Genomic DNA, 18,404 nt, shown 5'->3' with positions numbered 1-18,404 from the left:
AGGCAGGGGGAATACGGATGGCGGGATATTTCCGAATGATTTTTACAATGCTGGTTCTGGCCGTTACTTTGGCTGGATGTACGAAGGAAACCTCCGAAAGGCCCACGGAACAGCCGGTGGAAGAACGGGAAGTGACGGTAGTATCCAACGGTATCAGTTACGTGCCTTTGGAGAACTGGACGAATAATTTGACAACAGAGACAGATAAAGATGGAAATGAGCAGGAGATAGCGTCCTGCAGCCTCTGGCTTACTCCGAAGAAGATCGTGAAGGAGACGGATGGAGAGTACCATATGCCGGAGGTTTTCTATGCGGATGACTTTAAGATAAAGGTCAAGGGGAATGGGGACAATCCCATCGATTACATCATCTACAGTATGGGATTTGACACGGTAGACAGTGGAAAGGTGATGAACCCCTCCGATATACTCATCCCGGTGAATGGAAAAGACTATTACGTGCAGCTGGAATTTTCGCAGGGAGATGAGAAGAATTACACCCACTACCAGTACTTTTTTAAGGTGGTGAAGGGTGATCCGCTTCCACAGATCAGAGTGACTCAGGAGAGGAAGAGCAGGGAGATTCCCAGCGCATCTGGCGTGATCCTGTGGAATGAACCGGGAGATGACGGAGATACGGTCAGTACGGCGGCCTGTGGACCGGAGCCGTTTACCGTGCTTGCAAAAGAGGAACGGGAGATCCCGTATCTGCCGCTGGGGCGATGGATTACCATAGAACTGACTGGGGATAAGCAGCCGGACGAGGCGATCCTCTCCGATTATATCCTGAAAGAAGACGGGAGTCCCCGTTACGATGAAAAGTCAATCATAACAACGAAACTGGAGTATGACAACCACGAGATGAGATTCTGTCTCACGCCCAATGCGAACGCGATGCTGAGTTCGGACATGTCTGCGTATATGACGGGCGGCATACTGCGGGGGTTTAAGCTGGAACTCGTCTGGGATGACGGAAGCCGGGCAGAATACGGCTTTCTTATTTCCACAGACGCCTCCTTTGTCGGAGAAGATCCTGCTGCTATGGAGGCGGACCGGCCGTTTAAGCCGGAAGCTGATTTGTTTCTGGATTTGAAACGGTCGGAGGAGGCGGTATTTGAAAAGAAGCTGGTTTTGGAGATAAATAACCAGTCCAGATCGCCGGTCCTGTTTGGAGACGAGATGAGGCTCATGAGAATTGACGGCATGGAGATGTCGGAAGTACCGGTGAATCCTGACGTGATCTGGAACAGCATTACCTATCAGGTGAGTTCCGGCTCCTATAAGGCGCTTACGGTGGACCTGGAACGCCTGTATGGAGAACTGGAGTCCGGCAGATATCGGATCATCAAGGGCGTGCGGCCGGTCGGCAGCAGCAGAAGAGAACTGTATGCGGATTTTATCGTGGGTCCCAGAGAATAAAGAGGTATCAGAGTGAAGAAAGCGCAGCATCCGATTACAGATGCTGCGCTTTCTTAAACAATCTTTAAAAATAGGATTCCTTTTACTGATGAAATTACGTGCGTGCCTGTGACCGGTTCTCAGATCTTCCGGCACTGTGGATAATGACGCTGATTCTCTTATATACGAGTGAGGTAATCAGGGACACGGTAATTCCCTTAATAATATTGAACGGTCCGACACAGATGAGGGCGAAAGTCCATACATTGCTGATTGCCGGATTAATGGCGGCGCCTGCCTGGATAATCGTATCCAGCGGCATCAAATTCGAATAGAAAGGGATCAGGATATACACGTTTATGACAACACCGATTACAGCCATCATGACAGCGCCTGCGGCCATGCCAAGTACCGCGCTCTTCTTTGTCTTATGGAAGCGGTAGATAATGCCTGCCGGCAGAATCAGGGAACATCCGATCATCAGATTGGCAAATTCGCCTACAAATCCGGTGCTGGTTGGCTTTAAAACTAATTTAACCAGGATCTTGACAAGTTCCATCACGACGCCGGCAATCGGCCCCAGCGCAAACGTACCTACCAGAATCGGCACCTCGCTTAAATCGAGACCGTAGAAGCTGGGTGCGATAAATGGCAGCGGTATCTCGAAGATCATCAGAACACCGGCGAGTGCGCCGAACATGCCCATTAATACCACATTTTTTGTTGACAGCAGTTTGTTTTCTTTCATTGTTGCATCCTCCTGAAATTTGGTTTTGTAAGTTCATCTCTAAGAGGAATCATGCGGCTTCCTGCAGTTCTGATGATCGGCTGACAGAACAGAGCGTCCGGCTTGCGGAACTCAAAAAACCCTGGATAATTGATCCAGGGCGTCATAATTCATATCAAACCGTGTCAGGCACTGCTGCCTGTCACACAATTTCTTCTCTCATCCAGACTATACTGTCGGTTCCGGAATTACACCAGATCAACCACTGTTACAGTGGGTCGCGGACTATACCGCCGGTGGGGAATTACACCCCGCCCCGAAGAACTTATATTTATTTGTAACTGTATGATATCACAGAAATACGGCGCTTTCAAGAACTTTCTGTCTTATTCTCATTTTTTTTCGTTTTTATTGTTACAGTTTACAGTTCTGCCGGTCTCTGCTTCCCGGTCTGGCCTGGCTGTGAGCCGTAAATTTTTATTTGATGTTTTATGTCACAAATCTGATATTAAATTGTCTAATTAGATGCAGGAATAAAATATACAGGAACCGTCATATGAAAAAAGCGAAAGAGAGGAAAAAGACATGAACGAAAAGGAACAAATGGAAACACAAGAGCTGGTAAGACTGGCAGCGGAGGGGGACAAAGGGGCTTTGGAGCAGCTTCTCACCGGGGTGCAGGATCTGGTTTTTAATCTCTCCCTGCGTATGTTGGGGACCATTCATGACGCGGAGGACGCGTCGCAGGAAATCCTGATCCGGGTGATGACCAATCTGGCCTCCTTCCGTGGGGAGAGCGCTTTTACCACCTGGGTATTCCGTATTGCGGTTAATCATCTGAAAAACTACAGAAAGAGTATGTTTGCGCAGCATCCGCTGAGCTTCGAATACTACGGCGAAGATATTGTGAGCGGAAGAGAAAAGGATATACCGGATTTAACGATGGGGGTGGACCGGAACCTGCTGGAGCAGGAATTAAAGCTTTCCTGTACGAACGTGATGCTTCAGTGCCTGGATACGGACAGCCGCTGTATTTACATTCTCGGTACCATGTTTCGTGTGGACAGCCGTCTGGCGGCCGAGATACTGGAGATTTCTCCGGAGGCTTACAGGCAGAGACTGTCCAGAATCAAGAAAAAGATGGCTGGATTTCTGGATGAATACTGCGGCTTAAGCGGTAAAGGGGTCTGTTCCTGCAGTAAACGGATTTCCTATGCGATCGCGACTCACAGGGTGAATCCGGAGAAGCCGGAGTATACCAGTCTGGAGGAAAATACAGAGTTCCTTCAGGAGTGCAAGACGGCGATGGAAGAGATCGACGACCGGTCTCTGGTCTTTTCTTCCCTGCCGGCCTACCGGACGACAAAGGCAGCGAGGCAGTATCTGGATGAATTTCTAAAATCCGACTGCTATTCTATAATTTCCAATGCATAGGAGGCGGTGTGATGAGAGAAAACTGTATCATGGACTTTTTAAAAGAACTTGAGCGGAACAATAACTTAAAATGGATGGCAGACCACAAGGCATTTAAGGAACAGGCGACGGCAGAGTTTGAAGAACTTCTTCAGATGATGATGGAACGCCTGGCGGAAAAAGATCCGTCGGTGATTGGACTGTATCCAAAGAATCTTATATACCGGCTGAACCGGGATACGAGATTCAGCCGCGACAAATCCCCTTATCATGCAGCTTTTCGCGCCCATATATCGCCTGCCGGCCGCGCGCCGATTCCGGGCGGCTATTATTTGAATCTGGCACCGGGAAATGTGTTTTTAGGAGGTGGTGTGCATGCGGCACCGTTTAAGGACGCTGTGACAATGATCCGCGATTATATCTGCGGCCATGGAGAGGAATTGGAGACCATTGTATCCGCTCCGGATTTTCAAAACCATTTTACGATGACTGGGGAGCGCTTAAAAAATGTTCCCCGTGGATATGACGCTGATTTTCCCCAAAGTGAATACTTAAAGTATAAAAGCTGGGACATTGAATGCCGTCTGGAGACAGAGGAACTTTGTGATCTGGAGGATTTTTGTGAAAAGGCGTCGGAGCTGTTTCTGCTGATGCGGCCATTCAATGATTACTTTAATGAAGCGGTCAGGGATTTCCAGTACCCGGTTCGGGAATAGAAGGGGCTGGCGGGAAAACTGGTGCTAAAAATAAACGGAAATCCCGGATAATCATGACACACAGTTGACATGTTTGCCGTGATAGGATTAAGCCCCAGACAAAGGAGTCTGAGATTAAAGAACGCTGGAAAAAGGCGCCTGTTAATCCAGCGTAAAGTATGGTATGATAAGAAAAACTATTTTATTGGAATAAGAGAAACAGGAACCGGCCGGTCTGACGGTGGTTTTGCATGGAGGTTACGATGGCGGACGATATTCTTAAGATTTTTTCAGAGCCCACAGCCGGCTGGTTTGCGGAGACATTCGGGAAAGTGACAAAGGTACAGGAGGAGGCGTGGCCGGCGATCGCAGCCGGGAAGCCGGTGCTGGTCAGCGCCCCTACGGGTACCGGCAAGACGCTGTCCGCATTCCTCGTTTTCATTGACCGCTTAAGTACGCTGGCCAGGGAGGAAAGGCTGGAGGAAAAGCTCTATCTGATCTACGTTTCGCCGCTGAAATCACTGGCTGGCGATATACGGGAAAACTTGAGACGGCCGCTTGATGGAATCGAAAGGGAAGAAGGGCAGCAGGAGATTACTGTGGCGATCAGAACTGGGGATACGCCCCAGAAGGACCGCCAGAGAATGGTGAAGCATCCGCCCCATATTCTGATTATCACGCCGGAATCGCTTTACCTGATGCTGACCTCACGGTCGGGCCAGGGGATCGTGAAGACAGCTGAGGCGGTGATCATCGATGAGCTTCACGCTCTGATCGATACGAAGCGGGGGGCTCATCTGATGCTTTCCATCGCAAGGCTGGACCGGCTCTGCGGCCGTAATCTCCAGCGCATCGGCCTGTCGGCCACGATAGAGCCGCTGGAGCTGTCTGCGGAATACTTATCCCCCGAGCCGGTAGTTATCTGCGCTCCGGCCATGGAGAAGAAGGTCTTAATTGAGGTGGTGGGAACGACTCCGGCCAACGGGAGAAGAAAGGATCCGGTCTGGGAAGAACTGGGGATGGCGGTCTATCAGAAGTGTCTGGACTGCAGAAGCGTGATTGCATTTTCGGAAGGACGCCGGTATGCGGAGAAGCTGGCCTATTACGTCAACCTGCTGGGCGGTGACGGGTTTGCCAGAGTTCATCACGGAAGTCTTTCGAAGGAACAGCGGGCGGAGGTAGAGCAGGACTTGAGAGAAGGACGGCTCCGGCTTCTGTGCGCCACCTCCTCCATGGAACTGGGGATCGATGTGGGCGAGATAGACCAGGTCCTGCAGATCGGCTGTCCGCGCACGGTTTCCAGTACGATGCAGCGGCTGGGCCGGGCGGGCCATAATCCGGGATCGGTCAGCGTGATGTATATGTATCCCAGGACAGCACCGGAGAGCGTCTACTGCGGCATGACTGCCGAGATCGCCAGACTGGGCGGAGTCGAGCATACGAAGCCGCCGAGGCTCTGTCTCGATGTGCTTGCCCAGCATCTGGTGTCCATGGCGGCAGGCGACGGGTACAGCGTGGATGATGTGATGGATATTCTGTGCAGGGCTTATTCCTTTCGCGATGTGACGAGAGAGGACGTAAAAGGCGTGCTGCGGATGCTGGCTGGTGATTACGAACACGGAAGAGAGATTCCGGTGCGTCCGCGGGTGCTCTATGACCGGATTCATGAGCGGGTGACCGGTGACGCCTACAGCCGTATGCTGGCTGTCGCGGCAGGAGGTACCATCCCGGATAAGGGGCTCTACGCGGCGAAGACGGAGGATGGGGTGAAGCTGGGAGAACTGGATGAGGAGTTCGTGTATGAATCCCAGATTGGAGATAAGTTTGTGCTTGGATCTTTTGCATGGAAGATCGTCAGCCAGGACCGGGATACTGTGGTAGTGACGCAGGTTCCGGCGGAGGGAGCCAGGCTGCCGTTCTGGAAGGGGGAGACGAGAGGCAGGACGCTTCGCACCAGTCTGGCGTTCGGAAGGCTGTTCCGGGAGTTGGGAAAGGCGGCGGAGGCCGGGGAAGAACAACTGACCGAATATAGACAGCCGGCGGAAGGACGGCATCCGGATGAAGCTGGCCGGCTGGCGAGCTGCCCTGATGCACTTACAGATACACTTGCCCGGCTTGGCCTCGACGGCGCAGCGGCCTGCAATGCGGCTTCATTTTTGAGGCGTCAGATAGTGGTAACCGGAGGGCTTCCGGACGACAGGACGATCGTTGTGGAACGGTTCAGAGATCATACGGGAAGCAATCAGGTCATGGTGCACGCGCTGTTTGGGAGACGGGTCAATGCACCGCTGTCTCTTCTTTTGCAGCATACGGCCAGACAGCTATGCGGAATCGATATTGGCTGCGTGGATGAGGAGGATGGCTTTCTTTTGTATCCTTACGGAGATGACGTTCTTCCGGAAGGGCTGCTGTTCAAGATTGAGGAGGGACAGGCCAGGAGTGTTCTGGAGGCGGCGCTTCCCCTGACGCCTCTGTTCAATATGACCTTTCGCTATAATGCGGCCCGTGCGCTTATGATGGGAATGAAACGGAATGGCCGTCAGCCGCTCTGGATGCAGCGGCTGAAGAGCACGGAGATGCTCTCCTCCCTGATTAACGAGCCAGGCCATCCCCTGATCCGGGAGACGAAGCGGGAATGCCTGGAGGACCAGTGGGATATTGACGGTGTAATAAAGATCCTGGGCGATATCAGGGCTGGGCTCATTACAGTACGGGAAGTCTGTGTGGATGTGCCGTCGCCCATGTCTCTTCCGTTCCAGTGGCAGGCGGAAGCGGCGGAGATGTATGAGTATTCGCCGGTTACGCAGGGAATCCGTGAGGCTGTCTATGAGGAGTTGAAGCAGACTGATATGATAAAGCCGCAGGCGGAGGAGCTGGCCAGGGTTCAGGCGCGGAAGAAGCTTCCGGAGGATGAGGACCAGCTTCATTCCCTTTTGATGATGGAAGGCGATTTAATTGCCGGAGAACTGCCTGTGCCGGTGGAGTGGCTGAAGAATCTGGCGGAGAGAGAATTAGTTACCTACATGGAGCCTGGGATATGGATTGCAGCAGAACACCGGGAAGAGTATGAGCTGGCTCTTCAGGAGGGGAATGAGGAAGCGGCCATGCATATCGTACGGCGGATGCTCTATTACCGCGGCGGGCAGAATAGGGAAGCGGTGAGTGAGCGGTACTTTTTCCCGGAAGGTATGGCGGAATGCATACTGGAAAAGCTGACGGCAGAATCACTCGTGGTGGAGGACGACGGGATCTTTTACCATGCAAAGCTCTACGACAGGGCCAGACGCGCGTCAATCAAAGGCATGCGTCTGGAGGCTATGACTCAGCCGCCGACGCATTATGCGGCGTTGGCGGCCCAAAAGGCCTTTGTTGCCGCGCCGGGAGAGGAACAGCTGAGGAGAGCGGTGGAACAGATCTGCGGAAGGACGTATCCGGTCAAATTCTGGGAATCCGTCTTTTTTGCACGGCGTGTAAAAAATTACACCGAAGCCATGCTCGACAAGCTTTTGGCACAGGGCGACTATTTCTGGCAGATGAAGCCTGATGGGACACTGGCTTTCTACCGGTATGAAGATATCGACTGGGATGCGCCGATTTCCGGGCTTTCGGAGGAACTGGAGGGTGATGAGAAGCTGCTGTATCAGGAGCTGATGCGCCGGGGAGCCAGTTTCCTCAAGTTCCTTACGGAGGTACCGAAGCAGGACAGCGCCCAGGAGGTGCTTCTTAAGCTGGCAGAAAAAGGTCTTGTCTGTGCGGACAGCTTTGTGCCGGTGAGACAGTGGCAGAATCGGGAAAAGGTGAAGAAGGCAACGGCGAGACAGCGGGTGAATGCACGGGTGATGGCGCTGTCTGCAGGCCGCTGGGATATCGTGCGTCCAGTAAAGAAAAGGACAATGGAAGAGTGGCTGGACCTGTTTTTAAAGGAAACGGCGGTCCTCTGTAAAGAGACCTACCGCAAAGCATGCGATCCCTGCATGGATTCTGCCTATTTGCTGTCAGCCGGCGGTACGGACGAAGCTAAGGCGGAGCCGGAAACAATGGCCTGGAGAAAGGCCCTGGATGTACTTCGGATCTGGGAGTACACGGGAAAAGTGAGACGCGGATACTATGTATCCGGTATGTCGGGGGCGCAGTTTATCCGGAAAGAGGACTATGAGAGCGTGACAGCGGCTTTAAAACAGCCGGATGATGACGTGGTCTGGCTGAATGCAGCAGATCCGGCGCAGATATGGGGAAAGGCTCTGGAACAGCCGGAGGACAGAAACTTTATGAATCTTCCGGGGACAGCTGTCGCCTTTCGGCAGGGGAGGACGGCCGCAGTGATGGAGCGCCAGGGAAAGGTTCTTAAGTTCTTTGAGGAAGAAGGGCTGGAGGCTGTACTTTCTGAGTTCGTCCGCTGTTTTCAGAGAAAGCTTTTATTTCCTGACCAGAAGCGCCTGATTTTGAAGGAATATCCGGAAAATGCCGGCGAATTATTAAAAAAGGCCGGTTTCATCCGCGAGATGCAGGACTATGTGCTCTACCGGTAATGAAGATAGCAATAGTATCTGTCGGATACTAAGAAACGAACCGGTTACTATCCCACTTTTTTGTGCGTTATTGCTGTAAATGCTGCAGCGGTTTATAATTCAGACAGGAAGACGAAGGAGTCCTGGAGTGTGGCGGAAATCAATTTTCAGACACGCTCTCGGATGAGAGATTCCTGGTGAGAGCACAAAAAAGGGGGGGATACCATGAGCGAATGGCAGTCCACGGTGAGGAGACTTATCAAGGAAGCGGAGGCGGTCGTCGTCGGAGCAGGCTCCGGGATGTCGGCCTCCGCCGGTTTAGCGTATACAGGCAGGCGCTTCCGGGAGAAATTCGGTGATTTTATCGAGCACTACGGTATGACAGATATGTATTCGGCCGGTTTTTACCCGTTTCCCACACAGGAGGAAAAATGGGCGTACTGGAGCCGGCATATTTATTGTAACCGCTACGATGTTCAGGCTGGAAAGCCCTATCTGGATTTGTATCAGCTGGTGAAAGACAGGAATTACTTTATCCTGACAACGAACGTGGATCATCAGTTTCAGCTGGCTGGATTTCCGGAAGAACGGATCTTTGCGACTCAGGGTGATTACGGTATGTTTCAGTGTGCAAAGGCCTGTCATAAGAAGCTGTATGAGAACGAGAAGGAAGTAAGAGCCATGGTGGCCCGGCAGAAAAATCTGAAAATACCGTCGGAGCTGGTGCCGAAATGTCCGGTCTGCGGCGGTGACATGGAGGTCAATCTGCGGTGCGACAGATACTTCGTTGAGGACGATGCATGGGAGCGCGCCTGTGCCGGATATACCGGTTTTATAAGACAGAATCGGAACAGGAGGCTGGTGTTTCTGGAACTGGGAGTCGGCATGAACACGCCGGGAATCATTAAATATCCGTTCTGGCAGCTGACAGACAGGGAGGAACATGGTTTTTATATCTGCATCAATCAGGGAGAAGCCTGGGGGCCGGAGGAGATCAGAGAAAAATCCTTATATGTCAACATGGACATTGCAGAAGCTCTGGAAGCAGTCAGAGAGGTGATGTGATTTGAAAAATGAGAGTTACAAGACCCAGGAAGAACGCCTCAGGTATCTGATCCGGGCTATGCAGAAGGAGATGCCTCAGTATCGCGGCATTGTGATTCCGGAGGATAGTGCGGGGCAGAAACAGCTTCTCCGCTCCCTGATGAACGTAAGGCCTCCAATGCCGGCAGATCCGGAGTTTCTGGCGGAACAGGATTTGTATCTGTCGGAGGAGATTGCCGCGTGCGGCATTCTGGATGGAGCGGATCTGGCTCCTGTAAAGGAGAACGGCCGGATCTGTCTCTGGCAGGGGGATATCACACGTCTGAAGACGGGAGCGATTGTAAATGCGGCCAACAGCGCACTGCTGGGATGCTTTCGGCCCTGTCATTCCTGTATCGACAATATCATCCATTCCTATGCGGGCATTCAGCTCCGCCTCGCCTGTAATGAGATTATGGAGGCCCAGGGGCACGAGGAACCGGTGGGGCGTGCGAAACTTACACCTGCCTTCAATCTTCCGTGTGATTCGATTCTGCATACGGTCGGTCCGGTTATTACCGGCCCGCTGCGAAGAGCAGACTGCCGGCTTCTGGCGGACTGTTACCGTTCCTGTCTGGAACTGGCTGTGGAAAATCAGATTACCTCGATTGCATTTTGCTGTATCTCGACAGGTGTATTCTGTTTCCCACAGGAGCGGGCGGCGGAGATCGCGGTGGAGACTGCTGTTAGTTTCTTAATGCAGAAGGAATCGGTCCGTCAGGTTATATTTGATGTCTATACCGATCAGGATTTGGTTATTTATCAGAAGCTGTTGGAACAGGAACGATAGCTGCTGCCGACAATCCTGTGTATGGGAATTGGGCGTGTCATATTTACGAAATTCGGCGGGTGAGTGAACCGCCGGGAGGAGCGGCTGTGAAAGGTGTGATTCTGAGAAAGGGAGAGAGAGCCTACTCGTATTTTTCCGGGGTATTCTCTGCGATTATCCCGGCTGTCGTGGAACGGAACTGGCTGATAACGGGGTATGAAAATTATCCGGAGGCGCTGGAGCCGTATGGCGGGAACTTAGGCAGGGAAGCGTTCTTTTGGGTGCCGGGGGAGCGGCTGGAGGAGATTGTCCGGCAGCAGGATTATCCATGGTACTGGGGCGTCCTGTCGGGATTTAAGAAAGAGGTGCGGCTGCACCAGGTGATAAGCTATGGACTGCCGTATGCGGACGGATACACCGGTTTCTGGAAAAATCCGATTTCCATTCAGCATCCAATGGCTGATATTGAGATCGTGGCGTGGGACAGTGCGCTTACACTGCTGATCAGCAGGGATGAAGCCATTGCCCAGGCGTTCCGGAATGCGTATCCACGAAGTGAAGACTTAGAGACGTACAATCTCGGGGAACCGGAATCGGAGGAGTGGCGGAAAATATGGGAGGAAGCGGAGCTGCATTACGGGGATGGCGGGAGGTAGAAATACATGCGGGTAATTCTTGCGGGATTTGAGGGAGAGGATAACAGCTCCAAGAGACTGCTTGACTGTGTTAATGCAGGGGATCAAAAGATTTACTTAAAAAATGATAAAATGATATGTGTAAAACAGATTATCGATGTGATGGAACCGGGCGACCGGATCCTGGCATTTGGCCAAAAACCGGGATTGAAAAATGCGATTTCTGTGGAACTGCAGGCTAGGGCAGGAGAGGATATTCTGACCACACGGTTCCCTGTTGCGCAGATTGAGAGACTCTGTGCAGGAACCTGCCGGGTGAAGTTGTCTGAGCATGCAGGAACAAGTTATTGCAATCATCTGTATTACCACGTTATGAGGGAGATTAAAGAGAGACAGATCGATGTGGAAATTGTATTTCTCCACATTCCCATGTTGAAGAATATAGGCGAGTTTGGGCGGCTGGCTGAAACGGTGAACGGGTTGACCAAAGGATTGACCGAGGACCTAAGACGGCCTTGCTACGGCCTGGGCCAGGCGAACCAGTCCGGAGCATCTTCGATACGCGGCGTGTTACAGGGCGGCCAGTGGTGCGGACAATCCTCGTTATGGCAGGAAAATACATAGACATTTGCGACCTGATCGTATTCGCAGCAGGCATAATCCCCGCAGTCCAGGCAGGAACCGTATTCCTGTTCAGAGCTGCATTCATTCAGCATTTGAGCAATGGTTTTCTTTCTGTGATGCGGCATTGGCGTTACCTCCATATATCGGTGAAGAGCAGGACAAAATGGAATAAATACTGCATTTAAACAAAAAAATATGCTGAAAATCTTGTACAATCAAGACTTCCAGCATATGACTCATGGAGATAGTGGGATTCGAACCCATGACCTCTTGAATGCCATTCAAGCGCTCTCCCAGCTGAGCTATACCCCCATGTCCGCTATTATAGCAAAAAGATAAAAAATTTGCAATCACTAATTTACACTTTTTTTCTGATTTTTCCGATTTTTGAAATTTTAGCCTGCAATGGAGCCGAATGAAACTAAAATGGAATAAAAATAAGAATAGTAAAAATAAAAAAAATGCAGGATTTCTATGAAAGATATCCTGCACTTTTTATCATCGAGGCGACAAGATTCGAACTTGCGACCTCTGCGTCCCGAACGCAGCGCTCTACCAAACTGAGCCACGCCTCGATATGATACGCTTAGAAGCGAACGAAACATATAATAACACTTTTTGGTAGAATTTGCAAGTGGAAAATGAAAGAAAAATTTAAAAAGTGAAACCAGTTGGAAGAGGCCTGCCTGGAAAAAGTTCCGTTTTGCCTGCTATTACGGGCATTACCGGCTTTTTTTAAATGGAATCAAAAATTCGGGGATTCCGGTTGAGTAGGGGGCGATGTCGTATTGCTGGAAATAGATGACAATCCCCTTGGGTGTTACAAAGAAGCTCTCCGGTTTGAAGGTGGATCGAATCAGAGTCGGGTAATCGTCAAAATAAGCGGAAGGAGAGTCCTTCTCCCGTGCCTTTACCTGCTGATCCAGAATCCGGAAGATGCCTTCCCGGTAAGCTGGATTGTGGGGATAGAAATCGGCCAGTGTCAAGTATCTGCCGCTGCTGAAATCCCAGGTATCCGAGGTCCGTATCGTGCTTCCGTGTGCGCCTCCTGTATAGGTATACTGATCGGTATAGAGGCTTGTCATGCATCCGGAATTCCAGGTGACGGTATAAGCGCTTATGAACTCATATCCGAAAAACGGATAGTTGTCTTTCTTTGCGTATTCTGCCTGAACGGAGGCCTGGGAAGCCAGGACTGTGCGGCAGTACTCCTCCGTCTTTCGGGCGGCGGTGGAATAAAACGCATTGATACTTAAGGCGGCTGCCTCGGAGCAGGTTGTGGTGAAGTAAGGATAACGGATCGTATAAGTGAGTACGGCAGTCCCTTTGCTGTATACGGTGTCCGACAGTACTCTTTGGGTAATGGTCTGCATATTGGCTCCATAAAACAGGATTTTTATATTAATATGGCCGCTAAAATAGAAATATGCAGTATGACTGGGACATCATGGAATTATTTACCAGATGACCTACTTTTTATTCCTTTTTATGGCATTTTGTTGTATGATAGAAAAAAAGGAGGGTGGACATGTTTACGTCGGCAAAGGATATTATGAAAATCATATGGAACGGATTAAGAGAGATAAAGAAAAATTGTTCTGATTACTACGACAAGGATGCCAGAAAGATATATGAGGAAACCTTAAACGGAGTAAAGGAAGAACTGTCCGGTCCGGAGCCGGAGGAAAAACGGAAAGACCGTCTGGTCAAGAACCGATGGGAGAAGATGCGTGTGGAACGGAAGATCGCGGTGGTCAGTATTTTGACGATTCTGGTTTCCCTGGTGTTTGTGACATCCTATGGCAGATGGATGGATTTTGGGACATTTTTGCTGGTGATGGCGGCGGTGGCCGCTGTTTCGGTCTGGTGGATTTCACACCTGTTCCGTAAGCGTTTCAAACTCAGTCTGGAAGGTTGGATGCTGGAGGCAAAAGAGGTGTAATAACCTTGCTTTTTCATGCATTATGCGTTAATATATTAAATAGTATATACAAATGTGAAAGATGCGAAGGAGGTGCCTTATGGTGGAAACATTTTTATGTTTTGAGTCAGAGGGCGCTTTTTTTTTGATTCCGCTGAAACTGGTACGCCATATTGTTCAGGGGAATGCGGGACAGGAGAAAACGATTACATTTAACGGGTGTGAGGCTGAGATTTATTCGGTTGGAGCTTCGTGGGGGGACAACCGGGAACGGGAGTACGCGGTCCTTCTGGAGGTGGAGGACGGTCTTCCGGCCCTTTTGGCTGACCGTGTGGACGGCGTATTTGAAGTCCCGGACGACAGAATATTTAAGCTTCCTGAGGAAGTGACCGGAGAGAAGAATGATTTTTTGACGCAGGCGGTGTATCTTGATTCCTCCGGATGCTGGTCCTTCGTGATGGATATAGAACGGTTTCTTAATAAAGAGAGGAATTGAACGGGTCATGGTTTCAAACAGAGAAAAACGGCTGGACCGTCTGACCAATACGTGGACAGAAGCGGCGGCTGAAGTGATGATTAATGAATACTTGAAGGAAGCGGAGAACTGGGGAGGCGACGGCCTTTTTCTTTTGGAGGCGTCAAACGGTGGGACGAAACTTCCGGAGGCCTCTGTGAAGCAGGTGGCCTTCCTTTTGCAGTGTACCCTGAGGCGGACGGATCTTGTGGCGAGAGTGGGCGAAAACTGCTTTCTCATCTTTCTTCTGGGATGCCGCAGCCGTGAAGATGCGGTCTCTTCCATGAACAGTGTCCGTACCAGCCTGGAGCGGGAAACGAAACTGTACATGACGGCGGGAGGCACGCTGACAGACGGACAGGGACAGACTTACGACTCTCTGCTAAAGAGGGCAAAGGCGGAGCTGGCGCGTGCAAAGCAGGAAGAGAAGTTCCTCTGTTTTACAGAAGTGTGCGGAAAAATAGAGACGGGGGACGCGGAAATCGATCCGGCGTATTCGATCCGCCCCATACCTGAGTACATAGAGGACAGCGGAAAAGCCGACATGGATTTTATCCGCAAAATTATGGATCATTTTCTGCCCGGAAAACAGGAATGCCCCATCGAAATGGGATTGAAACGGATATGTGCCTATTATGGATGCGGTGAGGCCTATATTCTGGAGCGCAAATCCGGAGGGAAGGACTATGAGATTACCTCTTCCTGGATGGAAGAGGAACCGATGGTCCGTAACGATAATTTAAAGACGATACCAGGCCTCATTGCAGAACGGTATCTGGAGCTTTTTCGGAACCGGAAGGTGCTGGCCTGCAACCGAATCTGCGAACTGGAGATTCTGGATCCGGTCATAGCGGAACGCCAGAAGCTGAGAAAAACGAGATCCCTGATGCAGTTCCCGATCATGGAAAATGGGGACTATATCGGATATATCAGTGTGAATGATAATAAAAAAGAAAGGCTCTGGACGCTGGAGGAGAGCATGACGTTCGCTCTGGTTGGGCGCGTTATGGCCGCCTGTATTCTGGAACGCCGTTTTCAGCGTTTTACGCAGATACTGATGGATCACGACCGGCTGACAGAGGCATGGAATTACAACCGCTTTTTAAGCGAGGGAAGAAAGAGGCTGAAGAACGCGCCGCTGTTACAGGCGATTGTCACCATGGATATCAAGAATTTCAAGGTGATTAACGCGAATTACAGTTATGAGACAGGAAACGATATTCTGGTGGGCATCAGTTCTCTGCTCAGTAATTTTACGGGCGGCGGGGAGTGCTTTGCCAGAATTGAGGCCGATAAATTTGCGCTGCTCCTGGAATACCAGACTGTTAACGGCCTGCAGCACCGTCTGGACCAGCTGCTGCGGCGGGTGGAACAGATTCCGCGGGAGGAGAAGAAGGACTTCTCGATCAGCTGCATCATGGGCGTCTGCCTCGTAGAACCGGGGGACACGGAGATGTCTATCCTGGTAGACCACGCTAATATGGCCAGAAAGGCGTTAAAGGATTACCATAAGAGTATCTACAGCTTCTACAACAGGGAGGCAGAGCGCAAATTCGCAAAGGAACGGGAGCTTGCATTCCGCATGAAACGCGCGGCGGAGAATGAGGAGTTTGTCGTCTATTACCAGCCCAAGGTGGATCTGCCCCGTAAGCGCTGTATCGGGTTCGAGGCCCTTGTGCGCTGGAAGATGATGGAGGGCCAGATGATTCCGCCCGACGAATTTATCCCGCTGTTTGAAAAAAACGGATTTATTGCAGAGCTTGATTTATATGTGTTTGAGCGGGTTTGCAGACTGATTAAGAGCTGGAAGGACAGCGGCAGAACGCCGTATCCCATTGCGGTGAATATATCCAGGATCCATTTGACGAAGCCTGACTTTTTGGAGGAACTGGAACAGATCGCTGGCAAATACGGTGTGGAGAGCCGGTATCTGGAGCTGGAGATTACAGAGAACGCATTTTTAAACAATCCGGGAGAAATCCTGGAGGTGGCGCGGCGGATCAAAGAGAGAGGCTTCGTCCTGTCCATGGACGATTTCGGAACGGGCTACTCGTCACTGAGCCTCCTGAAGGATCTGCCCGTCGATATTATCAAGCTGGATAAAGAATTCTTCCAGAAGCGATTAAGCGACCGGGAGAAGATCATCATCGCCAATGTGATTCATCTGGCCCATGAGCTGGATATTCAGGTGATTTCTGAAGGAATCGAGACGGCCGAGCATGAGGCGTTTCTGACGGAGATCGGATGCAATCTGGCTCAGGGTTACCGATACGGGAGACCTGCACCCATCGGGGAATTTACGGATCTGATGGCTGACTGAAGGAAAGGAGGGGCACACATGGAACAGGAAGGATTTGGAAGAGAGATGCTGCGCCTGTATTATGGCGGCGAGTGCGAAGTGACAGCCATGGAACGGGTGGAACTGATTCTTCCGTGCCCTGAAATCATAAGGGTGCCGGGGGCGCCTGATAATCTCGTAGGCATGATCTATAAAGAGGGCGGACTGATTCCCGTGTTCCGGCCGGGAAACGACCAGATCACAGGCAAGAACCAGAACCTGGCGCCGGAGGAAGTTCCGGCGTGTATCGTACTGATAAGAAAAGAAGACGGTAGCATAAAGGGAATGGCAGCTGATGAGGTTGCCGGAGGGGGCGCGATTGATACGGTTTACGAATGAGGAGTTCACACAGCTGATTACCTATATGTCCGGACAGTACGGAATTGATCTGTCAAAGAAGAAAATCCTGGCGGAATGCAGAATGAATGGGGAGCTGGAAAAACGCGGTAATATCTCCATGGGAGAGTACATGAGACAGATGGAGATGGACAGGACTAAACAGCTGGAGAGCATCCTGTTAAACCGACTGACCACGAACTATACATATTTTATGAGGGAGCCGAAGCATTTCGACTTCCTGCGGGATAAGATACTTACCAATATTAAGCCGGAATGGGGGCGCATATCGTATCAGATCTGGTGCGCTGGCTGCTCCAGCGGCGAAGAGTGCTACACGCTGGCCATGCTTTTGCAGGACTATAAGGATCAGGGCGGGTGGCTCCCATCCTTCTCCATTGTGGGAACGGATATTTCGGAGCAGGCGCTGGCTGTGGCCCAGAAGGGGAGATACCCGGTCCGGGAGCTGGAGAATATTCCGGCATTGTGGCAGCAGAAATATTTATCCATGGACGAGGCGGGAACTTCGTTTGACATCGGCCGCGCTATAAGAGAGAAAGTCCGGTTTCAGCGGATGAATCTCTTAAAACCAAGCGTGGGGCTGGGACAGTATGATCTGGTCCTGTGCCGCAATGTTATGATTTATTTTAATGAGGAGTCAAGAAAGAAATTGATTGAGAAGCTGTACCGGGCTTTAAAGCCCGGCGGTTATCTGTTTGTGGGGCATACGGAATTATTGCCCAGAAACCATGAACTGTTTGAATACGTGTGTCCGGCTGTCTACAGGAAATAGAGGCCGCTGCGCGCCTGATGGCAGAGGGGGAGTCAATGGAGGGTCAGAGGGAAATGAAAAGCAGATATTTAGCGGTGATCGGGGCTTCGGCAGGCGGTCCCAAAGCCGTACTCACGGTCCTTAAGGAGCTGCCATCGACCACCTGCGGGATTCTGGTGATCCAGCATTTAAGCCATGGCTTTTCCGGTAAATTTGCAGAGTATTTAAATCCCCTGTGCAAGATGCGCGTGAAAGAGGCACAGTCGGGTGAGCCGGTCTGCGACGGCACGGTCTATATTGCCCCGGACGGATATCAGATGTCGCTGGGAAAACTGGAGGACGGCTTCATGATTCGCTGTGTTCCGGGGAAACGGTACGGCGGATTCTGCCCTTCCATCAGTTACACCATGAATTCCGTTGCGGAGACGGTGAAGGAGAAAGCCATGGGGATTATTCTTACAGGTATGGGGGAGGACGGTGCCAAAGGGCTGCTGGCCATGCGCCAGGCGGGAGCCTGTACTGTTGCACAGGATAAAGAGACGAGTGAGATTTATTCCATGCCGGAATCGGCCTTACGAAACGGCGGAGCGGAAAGACAGATGGGACTTGGCCTGATCAGCGGAGAGATAACCAGGTTCTGCATGAATATGAATAATAAAACCGGGAGGTAGG

General features: G+C 51.2%; 16 protein-coding genes, 2 tRNA genes and 1 riboswitch. Of the genes, 14 read left to right on the top strand and 4 right to left on the bottom strand.

The genetic code is table 11. The features are described from left to right. Positions 1-17 precede the first annotated feature (17 nt). On the top strand, positions 18-1,418 hold the full coding sequence (locus tag H8S75_RS10330) for an immunoglobulin-like domain-containing protein (RefSeq protein ID WP_187021285.1): 1,401 nt from the start codon (positions 18-20) through the stop codon (positions 1,416-1,418). 94 nt (positions 1,419-1,512) lie between these two features. Here H8S75_RS10330 and H8S75_RS10325 read toward each other — a convergent pair whose 3' ends face one another. Further along, entirely contained in the window at positions 1,513-2,145 is a 633-nt protein-coding gene (locus H8S75_RS10325; RefSeq protein ID WP_187021282.1) for an ECF transporter S component, read from the bottom strand. 186 nt (positions 2,146-2,331) lie between these two features. Then, positions 2,332-2,452, bottom strand: a riboswitch (FMN riboswitch). 257 nt (positions 2,453-2,709) lie between these two features. Here H8S75_RS10325 and H8S75_RS10320 point away from each other — a divergent pair. From H8S75_RS10320 to H8S75_RS10290, 7 genes are all read left to right on the top strand, one after another. Then, a complete protein-coding gene (locus tag H8S75_RS10320; protein ID WP_187021281.1) occupies positions 2,710-3,558 on the top strand; it encodes an RNA polymerase sigma factor in 849 nt (282 codons plus the stop codon). An 11-nt stretch (positions 3,559-3,569) separates the two neighbouring features. Continuing rightward, entirely contained in the window at positions 3,570-4,253 is a 684-nt protein-coding gene (locus H8S75_RS10315) for a DUF2461 domain-containing protein (protein ID WP_187021279.1), read from the top strand. Positions 4,254-4,495: 242 nt separating this feature from the next. Continuing rightward, positions 4,496-8,761, top strand: coding sequence for a DEAD/DEAH box helicase (locus H8S75_RS10310; protein ID WP_187021277.1), 4,266 nt, complete (start codon positions 4,496-4,498; stop codon positions 8,759-8,761). 204 nt (positions 8,762-8,965) lie between these two features. Beyond that, a complete protein-coding gene (locus tag H8S75_RS10305) occupies positions 8,966-9,805 on the top strand; it encodes an SIR2 family NAD-dependent protein deacylase (RefSeq protein WP_187021275.1) in 840 nt (279 codons plus the stop codon). Between the two features lies 1 nt (position 9,806). Then, the gene (locus tag H8S75_RS10300; protein WP_187021272.1) at positions 9,807-10,613 is read left to right on the top strand and encodes a protein-ADP-ribose hydrolase; all 807 of its coding nucleotides are present in this window, start codon (positions 9,807-9,809) and stop codon (positions 10,611-10,613) included. Positions 10,614-10,699: 86 nt separating this feature from the next. After that, entirely contained in the window at positions 10,700-11,248 is a 549-nt protein-coding gene (locus H8S75_RS10295) for a hypothetical protein (RefSeq protein WP_187021270.1), read from the top strand. A gap of 6 nt (positions 11,249-11,254) precedes the next feature. Then, entirely contained in the window at positions 11,255-11,851 is a 597-nt protein-coding gene (locus tag H8S75_RS10290) for a pyroglutamyl-peptidase I family protein (RefSeq protein ID WP_187021268.1), read from the top strand. A gap of 239 nt (positions 11,852-12,090) precedes the next feature. On the opposite strand, the gene H8S75_RS10285 is transcribed toward H8S75_RS10290, so the two are convergent. The 3 genes from H8S75_RS10285 to H8S75_RS10275 all read right to left on the bottom strand — a co-directional run bounded on the left by H8S75_RS10285 (position 12,091) and on the right by H8S75_RS10275 (position 13,224). Continuing rightward, positions 12,091-12,163 (bottom strand) — tRNA-Ala (locus tag H8S75_RS10285). Positions 12,164-12,352: 189 nt separating this feature from the next. After that, a tRNA-Pro gene (locus tag H8S75_RS10280) sits at positions 12,353-12,426 on the bottom strand. Between the two features lie 147 nt (positions 12,427-12,573). Further along, the gene (locus H8S75_RS10275) at positions 12,574-13,224 is read right to left on the bottom strand and encodes a DUF3298 and DUF4163 domain-containing protein (RefSeq protein ID WP_187021266.1); all 651 of its coding nucleotides are present in this window, start codon (positions 13,222-13,224) and stop codon (positions 12,574-12,576) included. 155 nt (positions 13,225-13,379) lie between these two features. Between H8S75_RS10275 and H8S75_RS10270 the strand changes: the two genes are divergently transcribed. From H8S75_RS10270 to H8S75_RS10245, 6 genes are all read left to right on the top strand, one after another. Next, the gene (locus H8S75_RS10270; protein ID WP_187021264.1) at positions 13,380-13,793 is read left to right on the top strand and encodes a hypothetical protein; all 414 of its coding nucleotides are present in this window, start codon (positions 13,380-13,382) and stop codon (positions 13,791-13,793) included. Between the two features lie 79 nt (positions 13,794-13,872). After that, positions 13,873-14,268, top strand: a complete 396-nt coding sequence (locus H8S75_RS10265; protein ID WP_187021262.1) for a chemotaxis protein CheW — start codon at positions 13,873-13,875, stop codon at positions 14,266-14,268. Between the two features lie 7 nt (positions 14,269-14,275). After that, a complete protein-coding gene (locus tag H8S75_RS10260; protein ID WP_187021260.1) occupies positions 14,276-16,606 on the top strand; it encodes a bifunctional diguanylate cyclase/phosphodiesterase in 2,331 nt (776 codons plus the stop codon). 18 nt (positions 16,607-16,624) lie between these two features. Beyond that, entirely contained in the window at positions 16,625-16,963 is a 339-nt protein-coding gene (locus tag H8S75_RS10255) for a chemotaxis protein CheW (protein WP_187021258.1), read from the top strand. Continuing rightward, the gene (locus H8S75_RS10250) at positions 16,944-17,753 is read left to right on the top strand and encodes a CheR family methyltransferase (protein WP_243270225.1); all 810 of its coding nucleotides are present in this window, start codon (positions 16,944-16,946) and stop codon (positions 17,751-17,753) included. The genes H8S75_RS10255 and H8S75_RS10250 overlap by 20 nt, the downstream gene beginning before the upstream one ends. 53 nt (positions 17,754-17,806) lie before the next feature. Next, positions 17,807-18,403 carry a CheB methylesterase domain-containing protein gene (locus H8S75_RS10245; RefSeq protein ID WP_187021253.1) on the top strand — a complete coding sequence of 199 codons (597 nt, stop codon included), beginning with the start codon at positions 17,807-17,809 and terminating at the stop codon, positions 18,401-18,403. Position 18,404: the final 1 nt, after the last annotated feature.

This window comes from Hungatella hominis (assembly GCF_014288005.1).
Lineage (GTDB): Bacteria > Bacillota > Clostridia > Lachnospirales > Lachnospiraceae > Hungatella > Hungatella effluvii.
This window is presented reverse-complemented; position numbering and strand designations above follow the sequence as displayed.

What these genes read in the sequence shown, in the direction of transcription:
- H8S75_RS10290 (WP_187021268.1), top strand. Translation starts at nt 11,255, where the DNA reads ATGCGGGTAATTCTTGCGGGATTTGAGGGAGAGGATAACAGCTCCAAG.
- H8S75_RS10245 (WP_187021253.1), top strand. Translation starts at nt 17,807, where the DNA reads ATGAAAAGCAGATATTTAGCGGTGATCGGGGCTTCGGCAGGCGGTCCC.
- H8S75_RS10320 (WP_187021281.1), top strand. Translation starts at nt 2,710, where the DNA reads ATGAACGAAAAGGAACAAATGGAAACACAAGAGCTGGTAAGACTGGCA.
- H8S75_RS10310 (WP_187021277.1), top strand. Translation starts at nt 4,496, where the DNA reads ATGGCGGACGATATTCTTAAGATTTTTTCAGAGCCCACAGCCGGCTGG.
- H8S75_RS10255 (WP_187021258.1), top strand. Translation starts at nt 16,625, where the DNA reads ATGGAACAGGAAGGATTTGGAAGAGAGATGCTGCGCCTGTATTATGGC.
- H8S75_RS10325 (WP_187021282.1), bottom strand. Translation starts at nt 2,145, where the DNA reads ATGAAAGAAAACAAACTGCTGTCAACAAAAAATGTGGTATTAATGGGC.
- H8S75_RS10305 (WP_187021275.1), top strand. Translation starts at nt 8,966, where the DNA reads ATGAGCGAATGGCAGTCCACGGTGAGGAGACTTATCAAGGAAGCGGAG.
- H8S75_RS10275 (WP_187021266.1), bottom strand. Translation starts at nt 13,224, where the DNA reads ATGCAGACCATTACCCAAAGAGTACTGTCGGACACCGTATACAGCAAA.
- H8S75_RS10270 (WP_187021264.1), top strand. Translation starts at nt 13,380, where the DNA reads ATGTTTACGTCGGCAAAGGATATTATGAAAATCATATGGAACGGATTA.
- H8S75_RS10265 (WP_187021262.1), top strand. Translation starts at nt 13,873, where the DNA reads ATGGTGGAAACATTTTTATGTTTTGAGTCAGAGGGCGCTTTTTTTTTG.
- H8S75_RS10260 (WP_187021260.1), top strand. Translation starts at nt 14,276, where the DNA reads ATGGTTTCAAACAGAGAAAAACGGCTGGACCGTCTGACCAATACGTGG.
- H8S75_RS10315 (WP_187021279.1), top strand. Translation starts at nt 3,570, where the DNA reads ATGAGAGAAAACTGTATCATGGACTTTTTAAAAGAACTTGAGCGGAAC.
- H8S75_RS10330 (WP_187021285.1), top strand. Translation starts at nt 18, where the DNA reads ATGGCGGGATATTTCCGAATGATTTTTACAATGCTGGTTCTGGCCGTT.